Annotated in this window: 15 protein-coding genes and 1 tRNA gene; 6 read left to right on the top strand and 10 right to left on the bottom strand. The window is 73.0% G+C overall.

The genetic code is table 11. The features are described from left to right. Positions 1-50 precede the first annotated feature (50 nt). The 3 genes from OG594_RS13140 to OG594_RS13130 form a co-directional block, all read right to left on the bottom strand. Positions 51-902, bottom strand: coding sequence for an SCO1664 family protein (locus OG594_RS13140; protein ID WP_266598379.1), 852 nt, complete (start codon positions 900-902; stop codon positions 51-53). After that, positions 866-1456 carry a DUF3090 domain-containing protein gene (locus OG594_RS13135; protein WP_030388697.1) on the bottom strand — a complete coding sequence of 197 codons (591 nt, stop codon included), beginning with the start codon at positions 1454-1456 and terminating at the stop codon, positions 866-868. The genes OG594_RS13140 and OG594_RS13135 overlap by 37 nt, the downstream gene beginning before the upstream one ends. 78 nt (positions 1457-1534) lie before the next feature. After that, entirely contained in the window at positions 1535-2254 is a 720-nt protein-coding gene (locus tag OG594_RS13130; protein WP_266598376.1) for a histidine phosphatase family protein, read from the bottom strand. 54 nt (positions 2255-2308) lie between these two features. Between OG594_RS13130 and corA the strand changes: the two genes are divergently transcribed. Beyond that, entirely contained in the window at positions 2309-3301 is a 993-nt protein-coding gene (gene corA / locus OG594_RS13125) for a magnesium/cobalt transporter CorA (protein ID WP_266598374.1), read from the top strand. On the opposite strand, the gene OG594_RS13120 is transcribed toward corA, so the two are convergent. Next, positions 3279-4109, bottom strand: a complete 831-nt coding sequence (locus OG594_RS13120) for a ferritin-like domain-containing protein (RefSeq protein ID WP_266598372.1) — start codon at positions 4107-4109, stop codon at positions 3279-3281. The two genes, corA and OG594_RS13120, sit on opposite strands and share 23 nt — an antisense overlap. Before the next feature lie 243 nt (positions 4110-4352). Then, positions 4353-5402: an LLM class F420-dependent oxidoreductase gene (locus OG594_RS13115; RefSeq protein ID WP_266598370.1), complete on the bottom strand. Its 1050-nt coding sequence runs from the start codon at positions 5400-5402 to the stop codon at positions 4353-4355. Between the two features lie 100 nt (positions 5403-5502). Between OG594_RS13115 and OG594_RS13110 the strand changes: the two genes are divergently transcribed. Continuing rightward, positions 5503-6486, top strand: a complete 984-nt coding sequence (locus OG594_RS13110; RefSeq protein ID WP_266598368.1) for an aldo/keto reductase — start codon at positions 5503-5505, stop codon at positions 6484-6486. After that, positions 6483-8975: an ATP-binding domain-containing protein gene (locus tag OG594_RS13105; protein WP_266598366.1), complete on the top strand. Its 2493-nt coding sequence runs from the start codon at positions 6483-6485 to the stop codon at positions 8973-8975. The genes OG594_RS13110 and OG594_RS13105 overlap by 4 nt, the downstream gene beginning before the upstream one ends. A gap of 84 nt (positions 8976-9059) precedes the next feature. Here the strand turns inward: OG594_RS13105 and OG594_RS13100 are convergent, their stop codons facing one another. Next, a complete protein-coding gene (locus tag OG594_RS13100; protein ID WP_266598365.1) occupies positions 9060-9710 on the bottom strand; it encodes a hypothetical protein in 651 nt (216 codons plus the stop codon). Positions 9711-9757: 47 nt separating this feature from the next. Here OG594_RS13100 and OG594_RS13095 point away from each other — a divergent pair, with 47 nt between their 5' ends. Next, on the top strand, positions 9758-9946 hold the full coding sequence (locus OG594_RS13095; protein WP_030388705.1) for a DUF5703 family protein: 189 nt from the start codon (positions 9758-9760) through the stop codon (positions 9944-9946). A 39-nt stretch (positions 9947-9985) separates the two neighbouring features. On the opposite strand, the gene OG594_RS47065 is transcribed toward OG594_RS13095, so the two are convergent. The 3 genes from OG594_RS47065 to OG594_RS13080 form a co-directional block, all read right to left on the bottom strand. Then, positions 9986-10858, bottom strand: a complete 873-nt coding sequence (locus tag OG594_RS47065) for a chaplin (protein ID WP_323185210.1) — start codon at positions 10856-10858, stop codon at positions 9986-9988. A gap of 159 nt (positions 10859-11017) precedes the next feature. Next, positions 11018-11251: a chaplin ChpH gene (chpH, locus tag OG594_RS13085; RefSeq protein ID WP_266598362.1), complete on the bottom strand. Its 234-nt coding sequence runs from the start codon at positions 11249-11251 to the stop codon at positions 11018-11020. A gap of 129 nt (positions 11252-11380) precedes the next feature. Further along, positions 11381-12706, bottom strand: coding sequence for a M20/M25/M40 family metallo-hydrolase (locus tag OG594_RS13080; RefSeq protein WP_266598360.1), 1326 nt, complete (start codon positions 12704-12706; stop codon positions 11381-11383). Positions 12707-12871: 165 nt separating this feature from the next. Here OG594_RS13080 and OG594_RS13075 point away from each other — a divergent pair. Next, positions 12872-12959 (top strand) — tRNA-Leu (locus OG594_RS13075). A gap of 134 nt (positions 12960-13093) precedes the next feature. Here OG594_RS13075 and sigJ read toward each other — a convergent pair. After that, a complete protein-coding gene (gene sigJ / locus OG594_RS13070) occupies positions 13094-14050 on the bottom strand; it encodes an RNA polymerase sigma factor SigJ (RefSeq protein WP_266598358.1) in 957 nt (318 codons plus the stop codon). A 116-nt stretch (positions 14051-14166) separates the two neighbouring features. On the opposite strand from sigJ, the gene OG594_RS13065 reads away from it, so the two are divergent. Beyond that, positions 14167-14550: a hypothetical protein gene (locus OG594_RS13065; RefSeq protein ID WP_266598356.1), complete on the top strand. Its 384-nt coding sequence runs from the start codon at positions 14167-14169 to the stop codon at positions 14548-14550. Positions 14551-14652: the final 102 nt, after the last annotated feature.

Genomic DNA, 14652 nt, shown 5'->3' with positions numbered 1-14652 from the left:
ATCGGCACTCTTGCGGTCTGGCTGATTTTGTGCGTCGACCGGTGGCTGATTCAGACCGGTGGCCAGGGGATCGACGGCCACTGCCCGGACGGCTGGGGATGGATACCGGTGCGCAGCAGGTGCTCCACCCGGTCCCGTACGGCGGCCAGCTCGACCGGCGTGATCAGTTCGGCCAGCCGGGTGGCGAGCGGGGCCCCGTCGGCCAGCGCGCCGGCCAGCGCGGCGAGCACCGCGCGGGCCTCGTCGGTCAGCGGCTCGCCCGCCCAGCCCCACAGGAGGGTGCGCAGCTTGTCCTCGGCGTGGAAGGTCACGCCGTGGTCGATGCCGTAGAGCCGTCCGTCGGGCGCGGGCAGCAGGTGGCCGCCCTTGCGGTCGCCGTTGTTGATCACTGCGTCGAGTACGGCGAGCCGGCGCAGCCGCTCGTCGTCGGCGTGCACGAGCAGCGCGGTGCGGCCTTCGCCGACCTCGGCGAGGGCGACGGCCTTCCAGCCCTCCCCCGCCTCCTCGCCGTCGACGAGTCCGAGGAGCGCGCCCAGCGGGGCGTCCTCGTCCGGCTGCTCGGCGTCGATCCACCGTTGGACCATGCCCTCGCCGTACGGTCCGTCGCGCAGCACGGTGGCGGGGACCAGGCCCCATCCGGTGGCCTCGGAGATCAGGTAGGCGGCGACCTCCCGGCGGGCGAGGTTCCCGTCGGGGAAGTCCCACAGCGGCCGCTCGCCCTTGACCGGCTTGTACACGCAGTCGGCGCTCACGCCCCCGTAGGTGACGCTGCACAGCAGGACGGCGTTGGACGCGTCGCGGATCCGGCCTATGACGGTGAGCTCGCCCTGGGCGAGCAGTTCCTCCATCTTCTCCCCCGTGTCGCTCACGCCTGGCGCCGGTAGCCGTTCTGGCGCGGGCACACGTGCCCCTCCGGGTCCAGCGGGAGGCTGCACAGCGGGCAGGGCGGGCGGCCGGCGTTGACGACGTCCAGGGCCCGCTTGGCGAAGGCCCGGGCCTGGGCTCCGGTGAGGCGGACCCGCAGCATCGGCGGGCCGTTCTCCTCGTCCTGGAGCAACCGCTCCTCGGCCTCGGCGAGGTCCTCGTCGGAGTCGGCGTCGAGTTCGACGAGCGCCTGGGCCTCGACGATCATGCGCTGTTCCTCGCCGTCCCAGGCCAGGGCCATGGTGCCGACGCGGAACTCCTCGTCGACCGGGACGTCCAGCGGCGCGGTGTCGGCGGCCTCGGTGGGAGCGACGGCCGGGACCGGAGCGTTGCCGCCGGTCCGCCGTACGACCTCGTCCAGCAGCTCGTCCATCCGCTCGGCCAGCGCTGCGACCTGGGTCTTCTCCAGGGAGACGCTGGTGACGCGGGGGCCTGAGGAGGCCTGCAGGAAGAACGTACGGCGTCCCGGCAGACCGACCGTGCCGGCCACGAAGCGGTCCGGGGGGTCGTAGAGGAACACCTGACGGGGCACGTCCAGTCTCCAAGTCTCGGCGGCAGGGGGCAGGTCTGCGCCCTTGTGTTGGCCCGTCCACCCTACTGCGCCGGGCGATCAAGCCGCGCCCGCGCCGCCTCCCACGACGGCGTTCCCCGCGTCTTCGGTGTCCTTGTCGGATGCGACGCTCTCCGGTGCTGCGGGGCGCCGGACGAGCGAGCCGAAGTCCCCGGTGTCACCGAGCCGGAACACGAAGGGCCGGGTGGCGGTGTACCGGACGGCCGTCACCGAGCAGGGGTCGACGTGGATGCGCTGGAAGAGGTCCAGGTGCATGCCCAGGGCGTCCGCGACAAGGGACTTGATGATGTCGCCGTGCGAGCACATCAGGAAGACGGCGTCGCTGCCGTGCTCCTGCTCGATCCGCGCGTCCCAGTCGCGTACGGCTTCCACGGCGCGCGCCTGCATGGCGCGCATGGACTCGCCGCCGGGGAAGGCGGCCGCCGACGGGTGCTGCTGGACGATCTTCATCAGCGGTTCGTCGGAGAGCTCGGACAGCTTGCGGCCCGACCAGTCGCCGTAGTGGCACTCGCCGATCCGCTCGTCGGTGTGCAGTTCCAGCTCCGGCCGGGCGGCCATCAGGGGGGCGAGGGTCTCCCGGCAGCGCTGTAGCGGGCTGGTGACGGCGGCGGCGAGCGGCACCCCCGCCAGTCGGCCGGGCAGGGCGGCGGCCTGCTCCGCGCCGCGCTCGTCGAGGGCCACTCCGGGGGTCCATCCGGCGAGCAGCCCAGCGGTGTTGGCGGTGGACCGCCCGTGTCGTACGAGGATCAGCGTGGCCATGGGGCCAGCGTATGCGCTGCCGCCGGTGTGCGGGCGGGCCGTGGGCAGGGAAGAATGCCCCGCGTGATTGTGGACTGCGCGATTTACCGGGACGGCCGCCGTACCGAGGGACCGGACGATTTCTCGGACGCCCTCGACGAGGCCCGGGCGACCGGTGACGCCTTCCTGTGGATCGGCATGCACGAGCCGACCGCGAAGGAATTCGACCACGTCAGCCAGGAGTTCGGCCTGCACCCGCTGGCGGTGGAGGACGCGCTGACCGCGCACCAGCGTCCGAAGCTGGAGGTGTACGACGATTCGCTGTTCGTCGTCCTCAAGCCGGTGCTGTACGACGAGGACGCGGACAGGGTGACCGCGGGCGAGCTGATGGTCTTCATAGGGGATTCGTTCGTCGTCACGGTCCGGCACGGCGAGGGGGCTCCGCTGGCCGCCGTGCGCCACCGGCTGGAGCAGGAGCCGGACGTGCTGCGGCACGGCCCGACGGCGGTGCTGTACGCGGTGTCCGACGCGGTGGTCGACCACTACATCGAGGTGGCGGCCGAGCTCCAGGCGGACCTGGAGGAGCTGGAGGCCGAGGTCTTCGCTCCGAACGCCTCGGACACCAAGAACACCGCCGCCCGGATCTACGGGTTCAAGCGGCAGGTGCTGGAGTTCCGGCGGGCGACGAGCCCGCTGCTCCAGCCGATGGACCGGCTGGCCTTCGGGGAGGTCCCCTTCGTCCACGAGCACGCGCAGCCGTTCTTCCGCGATGTCGCGGACCACCTCACCAAGGCGAACGAGTACATCGAGGGCCTGGACCGGCTGTTGTCGGACGCGCTCGCCGCGCACCTGGCGCAGATGGGCCTGCGGCAGAACGACGACATGCGCAAGATCTCGGCCTGGGCGGCGATGGCGGCCGTCCCCACGATGGTGGCGGGGATCTACGGGATGAACTTCGACCACATGCCGGAGCTCAGGCACGCCTGGGGCTATCCGGCGGTGCTGGTGGTCATGGCGGGCGCGTGCCTGGGCCTGCACCGGATGTTCAAGCGTCGGGGCTGGCTCTGAGCCCCCACTCGCGCGGGGCGTAGGCGAGCCCGCCCGCGGGGGTCGGTGCGCCGCCGAGGGCGTCCAGGCGCTCGGGCAGCCGCAGGTTCACCATCCGATGCCAGCCGCTGAACCGCTCGTAGGCGTACATCCCGCGGATGCCGGCGGCCAGGGCGGCCGCCTTCGGGGCGGGCCAGTGCAGCAGCCGTCCCATGTGGCTCATGACGGCGAGGCTCACGTCCCGGTAGACGGAGATCTCGGCGAGCGCGCTCTCGCGGAGCACCCGCTGGATGGTCCGGCCGTAGCCGGAGCGGGCCAGGCGCAGCAGTTCCTCGTGGCAGTAGGAGAGGTGGTTGTCCTCGTCGTGGCTGATCAGGTGGATCGCCTTGCCCACCTCGGGGTGGTCGCCGAAGTACTTGACCAGCATGTCCATCTGGTCGGCTGCACGCTGTTCGGTGACCCGGCTGTGCGCGAGGTAGACGACGATGTCCTCCTCGGTCAGCGCCACCTCGCGGCGCAGCTTCTCGTGCGCGAGGCCGATGCCGCGGCGCTCCAGCAGCATCGTGTAGTCGGTCTCGGGGGGTACCGGGACGGCGGGCAGGCCGCGCTTGCGGAGCAGGGCGTGGAAGATCCGGCCGTGCTTGTCCTCGTCGGCGCCGTGTCGGGTGATCTTGGGCGCGAGGTGGCGCATGCCGTCCGGCACCAGGGCCGCGATACGGGCGTTCTCCCAGCCGCCCTGGGTCTCCCCGCTGGCGGCGATGGAGCAGAACAGCTGGAAGGAGTCGTCGTTGTCGACGATCTCCTGGAACAGGCTGCGGGCAGAGAGCATGGAACGAGTCAAACGCCGGTGGGCGGGGCGGGCAACCGATGGGTCGCACTACTCGTCCGAATGAACGAAATCGGGGGGTGGGCCGCCGTGCGTAACCCGACGGGCGTCCCCGGCGTTGTTCGCTGTGTCGGCCGTGGCGGGGAAGACCCCCCGAGCCCCCACCACGGCCGCAGAAGCGTTCACCGGTGCCGTTCCCCGGTGCCGGCGTCGGTCCGCCGGCACCGGGATCTGCCGGTCAGGCGATCAGGCGAGACCCGCCAGCTCCATGGCCTCGGTGCCGGCGCGCAGGGCGGCGATCCGCTCGTCCAGGGTGAACCCGGCGGGGGCGAGCGTGAGGGTGGTGACCCCGGCCTCCGCGTAGGCCCGCATCCCGTCGGCGATCCGGGCGACCGGGCCGAGCAGGGTGGTCGAGTCGATCAGCGAGTGCGGGACGGCCTCGGCGGCGCCGTTCTTGTCGCCCGCCAGGTACTTGTCCTGGATCTCGGCGGCTTCCTTCTCGTAGCCCATGCGCTGGGCCAGCTGGTTGTAGAAGTTCTGCTTCCGGCTGCCCATGCCGCCCACGTACAGGGCGGTGTACGGACGGAACATGTCCGCGAGCGCGTTCACGTCCTCGCCGAGGGCCAGCGGCACGGTCGGGCAGACGTCGAAGCCCTCCATGGTCAGCCCGGCCTTTGCGCGGCCCGCCCGGATGTGGGTGAGGGCGGTGGCCTCCAGGTGCTCGGCGGCCGGGAAGATCAGCAGGGCGCCGTCGGCGATCTCGCCGGTCTGCTCCAGGTTCTTGGGGCCGATGGCGGCGATGTAGAGCGGGATGTGCTCGCGCTCGGGGTGCACGGTCAGCTTGAGCGGCTTGCCCGGGCCGTCCGGCAGCGGCAGGGTCCAGTGCTCGCCCTCGTAGGAGAGCCGCTCGCGGGTCATGGCCTTGCGGACGATCTCCACGTACTCGCGGGTGCGGGCCAGCGGCTTGTCGAACTTGACGCCGTACCAGCCCTCGGAGACCTGCGGGCCGGAGACGCCGAGGCCGAGCCGGAAGCGGCCCTTGGTCAGCGAGTCGAGGGTGGCCGCGGTCATGGCGGTCATGGCGGGCTGGCGGGCCGGGATCTGGAGGATCGCCGAACCCACGTCGATGCGCTCGGTCTGGGCGGCGACCCAGGCGAGCACGGTCGGGGCGTCGGAGCCGTAGGCCTCGGCGGCCCAGCAGACGTCGTAGCCCAGGCGGTCGGCCTCCTGGGCGACGGCGAGGTTGTCGGCGTCCATGCCCGCGCCCCAGTAACCAAGATTGATGCCGAGCCGCATGTATCGTCCCCTTACCGGTTTACCGATCAGTAACGTTGGTGTGCGGGGACTGTAGCGCGCCAAGGTCCTCCGCGTCAGCGCCCCAGTAGTCTCAGCGCTCATGGAGCAGAGGCATCTCGGCCGCACCGGACTGCGCGTCTCCCGGATCGGCCTCGGCACCCTCACCTGGGGCCGCGACACCGGTGAGGAAGCCGCCGCCGAGCAGGCGAAGACGTTCTGGGAGGCGGGCGGCACGCTCGTCGACACCGCCGACGCCTACGGCGGCGGCGAGGCGGAGTACCTCCTCGGGCGGCTGGTGGGCGGGCTCGTCCCGCGCCGGGACCTGGTGATCGCGACCAAGGCGGGCAGCGTGCCCGACCCCGACCGCAGGTTCGACGGCTCGCGCGGGCACCTGCTCGCGGCCCTGGACGCCTCGCTGGACCGGCTGGGCACCGACTACGTCGACCTGTGGCAGGTGCACGCCTTCGACCCGGCGACCCCGCTGGAGGAGACCCTGCAGGCGCTGGACCTGGCGGTGAGCAGCGGCCGGGCCCGGTACGCGGGGCTGGCGGGCTTCTGCGGCTGGCAGCTGGCGAAGGCGGCGACCTGGCAGCTCGCGGCCCCCGGGGTGCGCACCCGGATCGCCTCGACGCAGATGGAGTACTCCCTGCTCCAGCGGGGGGTGGAGCGCGAGGTGCTGCCGGCCGCGCAGGACCTCGGGATCGGTCTGCTGCCTTCCTCGCCGCTGGGCCGCGGGGTGCTGACGGGCAAGTACCGGGACGGCACCCCGGCGGACTCCCGGGGCGCCTCGGAGTCGCTGGCCGCCCTGGTGGACCCGTACCTCGACGAGGCGGCGGGGCGGATCGTGGACGCGGTGGTGACGGCGGCCCAGGGCCTGGCCGTGACCCCGCTCCAGGTGGCCCTGGCGTGGATCCGGGACCGGCCGGGGGTGGTGGCGCCGATCGTCGGCGCGCGGACGTCCGCGCAGCTCGGGGCGGCACTGTCGGTGGAGGCCCTTAGTCTTCCGGAGGAGATCTGCCGGGCGCTGGACGATGTTTCGGCTCCGGTGCACCGCTACCCCGATCAGGACTGGAGCACGCTGTGAGTACGGACCCTCAGGCCGACACCGCTGCCGCGGAGGACCCGGCCACCCCGGAGGCCGAGCCGTCCGCAGCCGCGGAAGGCTCCCCCGATCCCGGATCCGACGGAACGGGCGCGACCCCGGCCGCCGAGGCCTCGCCGGCCGACGCGGACCAGAACCGACCCGACGAGGCACGGGCCGCGGAGCCGGAGGGTGGGCCGGACGGGTCCGGGACCGCCGAACCGGCCGGGGCCGGTGACGGGGGTCCGGGGGCGGAGCCGCCGGTTTCGGGAAGGGGCGGGGCGGGGGAAAGCCCCGCAGGGCCCGGGGCCGGGGACGGCCCGGAGACCGGCCCCGAGGCAGCCGACGACGCGTCCGGGTCCGAGGCGGGGTCCGGGGCTGAAGCCGAGGCCGACGCGGACACCGGAGCCGACGACGCCGCCGGATCCGAGACCGGGGTCGAAGCGGACGCCGGGGCCGACGCCGGGGCCGATCCCGAGGGCACCGCCGAGCCGGACGCCGGGACCCAGGCGACGCCCGCGCTCTCCGAGGCGCAGGCCGAGCTCGCCGCCCAGAAGATCGAGCGGGAGCGGATCGCCCGGCGCAAGGCCGAGCGGGAGGCGCCCGTCGAGGCCGGGGCGAAGCTCAGCGGGAAGGCCGCCGACCTGCTGGCCGCCGTCCGGGCCGTGGAGAGCGGCGCGAAGCCCTCCGACGTGTACTTCGACGAGGCCCCGGCCGCGCCCCGCACGGCACCCGCCGCGCCCCCGCCGCCGCGCCCCGTCGCCCCCGCCGCGGTGGCCGCACCCGCGCCCTCCGCCGACACCGTCGAGGCCGTACGGGCCGTACTGGCCCGTGGTGGCGCCCCCGAGGCCCTGGCCGCCCCCGCCGCGGCGGCCCTGGGCGAGGACGCCGCAGGGCAGCTCACCGAGAACCCCTGGCGCCTGCTGTCGCTCCCCGCCGTACGTCCGGCCCAGGCCGACGGCTTCGCCCGGGCCCTGCTGGGCCCCGAAGCGGGTCCCGGGGACGAGCGCCGCACCACCGTCCTGGTGGGCTGGCTGCTGACCCAGGCCGGGTTGAAGGGGCACACCGCCCTGGAGGCCCCGGTGTTGGAGAAGGCCCTGGCCCAGTACGGCGTACCGGATCCGGCCGAGGCGCTGGAACGGGCCGTCGCCGAAGGCTCGGTACTGGTCTTCCACGAGCCCCTGGGGCCGCCGGTCGGCGGGGGCGCCGAAGACGCCGAGGACGCCGAGCAGCCCGTCAGGCTGCTCGTGGGCCTGGAAGGCGCCGCCATGGCCGAGGAGAGCCTGGCCGACGGCCTGGCCCGGCTGGCCGCCGGCACCTTCGACGCCCCCGGGGACTGGGAGCGGGCCGCAGGATCCGCGCCGAGCCCTTCCGCCGCCGAGCTGATCCGCGCGGTCGCGGGCCACGGCCTGGTCACCCACACCGGCGGCGAGGCCGCCCGCGCCGAACCGGTCGCCCTGGCCGCCGCGGCCCGGGAGTTGGGCCTGCGGGTCTGCGTGGCCGCACACGCCCCCGGTGGCGGCCCGGACCCGGTGACCGTGGCGGGGCTGCTGTCCGGCGCCGAGGGGCCCGGGCGGGACGCGGACGGGCAGTTCGCGCTGGACCTGCTGGTGGTGCTGGACGCGCCGCAGCTGGACGTGGAGACCGCGGCCGCACTGGTGGAGTCCGTCCCGGACGGGGCCCGGCTGGTGCTCTCCGGGGACCCCGGCGTGCTCGGGTCGGCCGGGGCCGGGCGGGTGTTCGCCGATGTGCTGGCGGCCCGTACCTGCCCGCAGTCGGTCTCCCGCACCCCCGACCCGGGCCCCCTCGGCGAGCTCGTCTCGGGGATCGGCATCGGGGAGCTCAACCAGGTGGACGCCCCCGGCAAGGAGGTCGTCATCGTCCCGGTGAAGGACGCCGGGGAAGCCGTGCACCGGGCCGTGCAGCTGGTGGCGGAATCGGTGCCGCGGGCCTTCGGGATCCCGGCGGACCAGGTGCAGGTGATCACCCCGGGCCACGGCGGCTCGGCGGGCACCCGGGCGCTGAACGCCGCCCTGAAGGAGCGCCTGAACCCCGGCCCGGGCCGCTTCGGCGGCTTCGACCCCGGTGACCGGGTCGTCCACGTGCCGTCCGCCGGGCGGGCCCTGGCGGCCCGGGTGGTGTCGGCCGACGCCGAGGGCCTGCACCTGGACCGGGCGGGCGCACGGGTCGTCGTACCGAAGGAGCTCGTCGAGTCCCAGGTGCGGCACGGCTGGGCGGTGACGGCCCACCAGGCCGTGGGCACGCGCTGGCCGGCGGTGGTCGTCGTACTGCCGGGTGACGCGGCGCAGGCGCTGTCGCGGGACTGGGTCTACACGGCGTTCGGGCGGGGCGAGCGGCACCTGTCCGTGGTGCACGGGGTCGACCAGGCGCTGCCGCACGCGGTGGCCGAGGTGCCGGCGAAGCCCCGTACGACGCGCCTGACGGGCCTGCTGACGGCCCTGGCGACGGCGGGCGCGCAGCAGCCGGAGTGAGAGCCGGCCGTGGCCCCCGCCCGGGAGGGCGGGGGCCACGGGGTCCGGCAGGCGGGGGCCGCGGGGGGCGGTGACCGGGCAGGGTCAGGCCGGGGTCAGCCCCGGCTCCGCGGCCTCGTCCTCGTCGAACTCGTCGGTCTCCTCGTCGAAGACGGAGCTGACGTCGAACCGGTGCAGCACCTCCTGCGGATCGATGTGCCCGAAGGGCGAGCCCAGCCACTCCCCCGGTTCCGCCACCTCCTCCGAGGCCGCGATCCACAGCGTGGAGTCGCCCTCCTCCAGCCCGAAGTCCTTGTAGCGGGAGGCGATCTCGTCGGGCTCGTACTCCCCGAAGAGGACGCCCAGCGCGTCGGCGCTCCCGCCGTCGCCCACGAAATCGGCGTCCCGGTCGTGCGCGGCGACCCGCTCGGCCTGGGCGATCAGCCGGGCCGGTTCGACGACGGCGTAGTCGCGGCGGATGAGCAGGCTGAAGGCGGCGGGCTCGGCGGGGCCGGTGTAGGGCACGCCGTCCTCGGGCGTGGGGATCTCGAAGGGGGTGACCTCGTCGTAGCGGTCGTAGAGGAGTTCGTCGTACACCTCGGCCGCGGCGGCGAGTTCGTTGAACGCGGCGTAGACGTCGGGGTCCTCGTCCCCGATCCTGCGCTCGACCGCGGCGAGGTGACGGTCGAGCGCGGCCTTGACCGCCTCGGCGGCGGCGCGTACCTCGGCAACAGTGGGAAGAGCGGCATCAGACATAGGGCAGACGCTATCCGTAGCAGGCCCCTGCCCGCACAATAGATGCGATGCCGGAATACGAATTTGTCGACGTGTACGTGCCCCGCGGTGTCCCTCGCAGCGAGGCGACCCGCCTGTTGACCGACCATGCCGAGTACGGGAACTGGGAACTCGACCGCCTGAGCCTGTACCGGGACGGCAGCCGCCGCGTGCGGCTGCGCCGCCGGATCATCCGTCAGGTCCGCGCGACCTGGTGACGCGGGCCCCGGGGGCGGGGCCCGCGCCGTGAACGTCCGTCAGGCGGCGTTGCGGGCCCGCCGGTAGAGCACGGTGCCGGCGAGCAGCAGCCCGCCCGCGAGCGGCAGCCCGGCGGTGAGGACGTCACCGGACCCGGTGGCGGCGAGACCGGGGTTGCTGCTCCCGGTTCCGGGCCCGGGGTGCGTGACGGGGGTACCGGTACCGGGGGTGCCGGGGTTACCGGGGTTCCCAGGGTTGCCCGGGTTGCCGGGGTTCCCAGGGTTACCGGGGTTGCCGGGGTTCCCAGGGTTGCCCGGGTTACCGGGGTTCCCAGGGTTGCCCGGGTTCCCAGGGTTGCCCGGGTTACCGGGGTTCCCAGGGTTTCCGGGGTTCCCAGGGTTGCCCGGGTTACCGGGGTTCCCGGGGTTGCCCGGGTTGCCCGGGTTCCCGGGGTTCCCGGGGTTCCCGGGGTTCCCGGGGTTCCCGGGGTTCCCGGGGTTCCCGGGGTTCCCGGGGTTACCGGGGTTCCCGGGGTTCCCGGGGTTACCGGGGTTCCCGGGGTTACCGGGGTTACCGGGGTTCCCGGGGTTCCCGGGGTTGCCCGGGTGGTCGTCGCACGGTTCGTCGTCGCCCGGGTGGTGCGGCTTCGGCGGCTTCGGCGGCTTCGGCTTGGTGTGGCCGGATCCGTTGGCGCAGTGGTTCCCGAAGGCCGGGTTGAGGGCCCCCACCACCGTGATCGTGTTCCCGCAGGCGTTCACCGGCGCGTCCACGGGCGCCTGTACGTTGTTCCCGGACAGCAGGCCCGGAGAGTTGGCGGCGTGCCCCGAGGCGCCGGAGTCCGCGTGTGCGTAGCCCCCGCCCATCGCGAGGACACCCCCCGCGGCCGCCATCGTGATCAGGGTCTTCCTGGTGACCTGTGCCGGTCGTCGCATCTGTACTCGTCCCCTGGTGTGTACGTTTCGGCCGTCGTCCGACGGCGCGGCCCACCTGGCTCCCCCGCCTGGTACGCCGGAAGTGAAGGAGATCCGGGCCGGAAAGCCCGGTGGCCCCGGAGCGCGGGATGCGCTCCGGGGCCGAAGACTTCAGACGCGTCAGGCGTTGACGCAGGTGTTGCCGAAGGCCGGGTTCAGCAGGCCGATGACGGAGATCGTGTTGCCGCAGACGTTCACGGGGATGTGAACGGGAACCTGCACCACGTTGCCGGACAGGACACCGGGCGAACCGATGGCCGCACCCTGCGCACCCGCATCGGCGTGGGCCAGACCCGCACCCGCGAGAACCAGGCCACCGGTGGCAGCCACTGCGGCGACAACCTTCTTGATCATTGTTCCTCCTAGTAGGCAATGCGGTCCCAGCCGCGGACCGCATCACCTGTAACGAGGAGGGATCACCGGGGCTACGAGCGTATGAGTGCATTCACTCTTCTCAGTGGAATGCGCACACCTTCTCGAATCTCAGGCGTTGTCGATGAACCGGTCGAGCACCCGCACACCGAACTTCAGTCCGTCGACCGGCACCCGCTCGTCCACGCCGTGGAACATCCCGGCGAAGTCCAGCTCCGGCGGCAGCTGCAGCGGCGCGAAGCCGAAGCAGCGGATGCCGAGGTCGTCGAAGGACTTGGCGTCCGTACCGCCCGAGAGCATGTACGGGACCGCGCGCGCGATCGGGTCCTCGGCCTTCAGGGCGCCCTGCATGGCGTCCACCAGCCTGCCGTCGAAGTCCGTCTCCAGCGCCTTGTCTCCGTGCACGTCCTCCCGCTTCACGCGCGGGCCGAGGATCCGGTCCAGGTCGGCGAAGAACTCGTCCTCGTAGCCCGGCAGGAAGCGGCCGTCGACGTGCGCCGTCGCCTGGCCGGGGATGACGTTGACCTTGTAGCCGGCACCGAGCATCGTCGGGGCGGCCGAGTTGCGCAGCGTCGCGCCGACCATCTTGGCGATGCCGCCGAGCTTGGCGAGCGTCGCGTCCATGTTGTCCGGGTCCAGGGGGGTCCCGAGCGCGTCCGAGAGCTCGTCCAGGAAGCTGCGCACCGTCTTGGTCACGCGGACCGGCCACTGGTGGCGGCCGAGTCGACCCACGGCCTCGCACAGCTCCGTGATGGCGTTGTCACTGTTGGTCATGGAGCCGTGGCCCGCGGTGCCCTCCACCGTGAGCCGCATCCAGTGCATGCCCTTCTGGGCGGTCTCCACGAGGTAGAGCCGGAGGTTCTCGTTGACCGTGAACGAGAAGCCGCCGACCTCGCCGATCGCCTCGGTGACCCCCTCGAACAGGCCCGGGTGCTTGTCGACGAGGTGCCGGGCCCCGTAGATGCCGCCCGCCTCCTCGTCGGCGAGGAAGGCCAGCACGATGTCCCGCGGGGGCTTGCGCCCGCTGCGCATCCGGTCGCGCACGACGGCCAGCGTCATCGCGTCCATGTCCTTCATGTCGACGGCGCCGCGGCCCCACAGGCAGCCGTCGGCGATCTCGCCCGCGAAGGGGTCGTACGTCCAGTCGGCGGCGTTGGCCGGAACCACGTCGGTGTGCCCGTGGATCAGCAGCGCGGGCCGCGAGGGGTCCTCCCCCTCGATCCGCGCCACGGTCGAGGCGCGCCCCTTGTGCGATTCGAAGATCTGCGGCTCCAGCCCGACCTCGGCGAGCTTCTCGGCGACCCATTCCGCCGCCTTGCGCTCCCCGGGGCCCGAGTGGTCCCCGTAGTTGCTGGTGTCGATCCGGATGAGGTCCCGGCAGAGGTCGACCACCTCGTCCTCGCCGGAGACGGTCCTGCCCGTGCTCGACTCGCTCACGCTGCTTCCTCCCACTGATCAGTACCGAACCCCCATCCTCCCGCTCCGGGCCGCTCTCCCCAAGGGCGATCCTCGGTCGCCGGGGGGTGTGATCGAGGACCCCGGAATGTTTGGTAATGTTTTCCACGTCGGAACGGCCCGCGAGGGACGCGAGACAGACACCTTGTCCGGGTGGCGGAATGGCAGACGCGCTAGCTTGAGGTGCTAGTGCCCTTTATCGGGCGTGGGGGTTCAAGTCCCCCCTCGGACACCATGGTCGAAAGACCTGGAAGAGCCGGTCAGAGCGATGTGAAGTCGCACTGACCGGCTTTTTCGTCGTCCCACGACGTGGGGCGCCCCGGTGGAGCCGGCGGTTCACGTGGTGCCGGTCACCGGGGGCGCCCCGGGTCAGCCCCGGCCGTCCTCCAGCCAGGGGCCGAGCTTCTCCGGATTGCGGACCGCCCAGATGCGGGTGACGCGATCGCCGCTGAGCTCGAACGCCGCCACGGTCACGGTGACCCCGGTGTGCCGGGCGACCAGGCCGGGCCGGCCGTTGACCGAGCGTTCCAGGAGCTCCAGTCCGGGAGCCCTGTCGGCGATCTGGATCAGGTACTCGGCGATGCGCGCGCTGCCCTCGATCGGACGCAGGGCGGCGCCGACGAGTCCGCCGCCGTCGGCGATCATCGCGGCGTCGGGTGCCAGCAGACCGACGAGGGCCTTGATGTCCCTGGCCTCCCACGCCTCCTTGAAGTTCCGCACCAGAGGGGCCTGTCCGGCCGTCGGGGCCGTCGGGACCTGCGCGGCGCTCACGCGTCGGCGGGCCGACGTCGCCAGCTGCCGGCAGGCCGCCGGCGTCCGGCCGACGATCGCGGCTATCTCGGCGAAGGGGTAGCGGAAGACGTCGTGGAGGACGAAGGCGACGCGTTCGGCCGGGGTCATCGACTCCAGTACGACGAGGAAGGCCATGTTGACCGACTCGTCCAGGGTGACCCGGTCCGCCGGATCGATCGGCCCGGCCCCGCCGCCCGCCGCCCCGCTGATCCACTCCGCACGGTCGGGCAGCGGCTCGGGGACCCATTCGCCGACGTAGCGCTCGCGCCGCGCCCGCGCCGAGCCGAGCAGGTCCAGGCAAATGCGGCCGGCGACCGTGGTCAGCCAGGCGCCGGGCGACTCGACGGCCTCCTGCTTCTGCTTCGGCATCGCGTACCAGCGCGCGTACGTCTCCTGGACGGCGTCCTCGGCCTCGGCCAGCGAACCGAGCAGCCGGTAGGCGAGGTTGGTGAGGTGCCCCCGCTCCCCGACGATCGCGTCGAGGGTCGGATCGGACCCGCCACCCCCGCGCGTGGACGACGTACTCGTGCTCACGACCGCTCCCCCCGGCCCGCCGCTCGGTGCCTCGCCTCACATTTCGCGGGCCCACGTCGTCGGACTACCGAGACCATATCGATCTACGCCGTGAGGCAGAAGAGAGGACCGCCACCATGGCCACTCTGACGACGGAGAAGCCGCGCACCTTCACTTTCCTCCAGGTCACCGTCGGCCTGCAGACCTTGGCCATCTTCTTCCAGGCGGCCACCGCCGGGGTGCTGCTGTCCTCGGCCCACGGCGAGCTGCTGCACGGCATCGGCGCGCGCGTGATGTACGGGGCGACGATGCTGTACGTGATCGCCGCGGTGCTGGCGTGGCGGCCGGGCGGCGGGTCGCCCCGGCCCGTCCTGTACTCGTCGGGCTTCCTCGTCCTCGCCTCGGTGCAGGTGGTCCTGGGCATCGCGCGGGTGCCGTCGGTCCATGTCCCCCTGGGTGTCCTGATGTTTGCCCTGAGCCTGCTGGCGCTGAGCCGCAGGCCGTCGGCCCGCCGGTCCTGATCGGTGCAACAGGGCAGGTCAGAGCGACGCAATACCGCCCTGACCTGCCCTTTTGCTATGTTGGGACCACATCGGAGGGGCAGACCGGCTGATGGAGGTCCC

This window comes from Streptomyces sp. NBC_01214 (assembly GCF_026340975.1).
Classification (GTDB): Bacteria; Actinomycetota; Actinomycetes; order Streptomycetales; family Streptomycetaceae; genus Streptomyces.
The sequence above is the reverse complement of the archived record's forward strand: the minus strand, read 5'-3'. Positions and strand labels throughout refer to the sequence as shown.

Bases quoted from the DNA above. Each gene is read 5' to 3' on its own strand.
- OG594_RS13130 (WP_266598376.1), bottom strand. From the start codon at position 2,254: ATGGCCACGCTGATCCTCGTACGACACGGGCGGTCCACCGCCAACACC.
- OG594_RS13120 (WP_266598372.1), bottom strand. From the start codon at position 4,109: ATGCTCTCTGCCCGCAGCCTGTTCCAGGAGATCGTCGACAACGACGAC.
- OG594_RS13115 (WP_266598370.1), bottom strand. From the start codon at position 5,402: ATGCGGCTCGGCATCAATCTTGGTTACTGGGGCGCGGGCATGGACGCC.
- chpH (WP_266598362.1), bottom strand. From the start codon at position 11,251: ATGATCAAGAAGGTTGTCGCCGCAGTGGCTGCCACCGGTGGCCTGGTT.
- OG594_RS47065 (WP_323185210.1), bottom strand. From the start codon at position 10,858: ATGCGACGACCGGCACAGGTCACCAGGAAGACCCTGATCACGATGGCG.
- OG594_RS13065 (WP_266598356.1), top strand. From the start codon at position 14,167: ATGGCCACTCTGACGACGGAGAAGCCGCGCACCTTCACTTTCCTCCAG.
- OG594_RS13095 (WP_030388705.1), top strand. From the start codon at position 9,758: ATGCCGGAATACGAATTTGTCGACGTGTACGTGCCCCGCGGTGTCCCT.
- OG594_RS13110 (WP_266598368.1), top strand. From the start codon at position 5,503: ATGGAGCAGAGGCATCTCGGCCGCACCGGACTGCGCGTCTCCCGGATC.
- OG594_RS13100 (WP_266598365.1), bottom strand. From the start codon at position 9,710: ATGTCTGATGCCGCTCTTCCCACTGTTGCCGAGGTACGCGCCGCCGCC.
- corA (WP_266598374.1), top strand. From the start codon at position 2,309: ATGCCCCGCGTGATTGTGGACTGCGCGATTTACCGGGACGGCCGCCGT.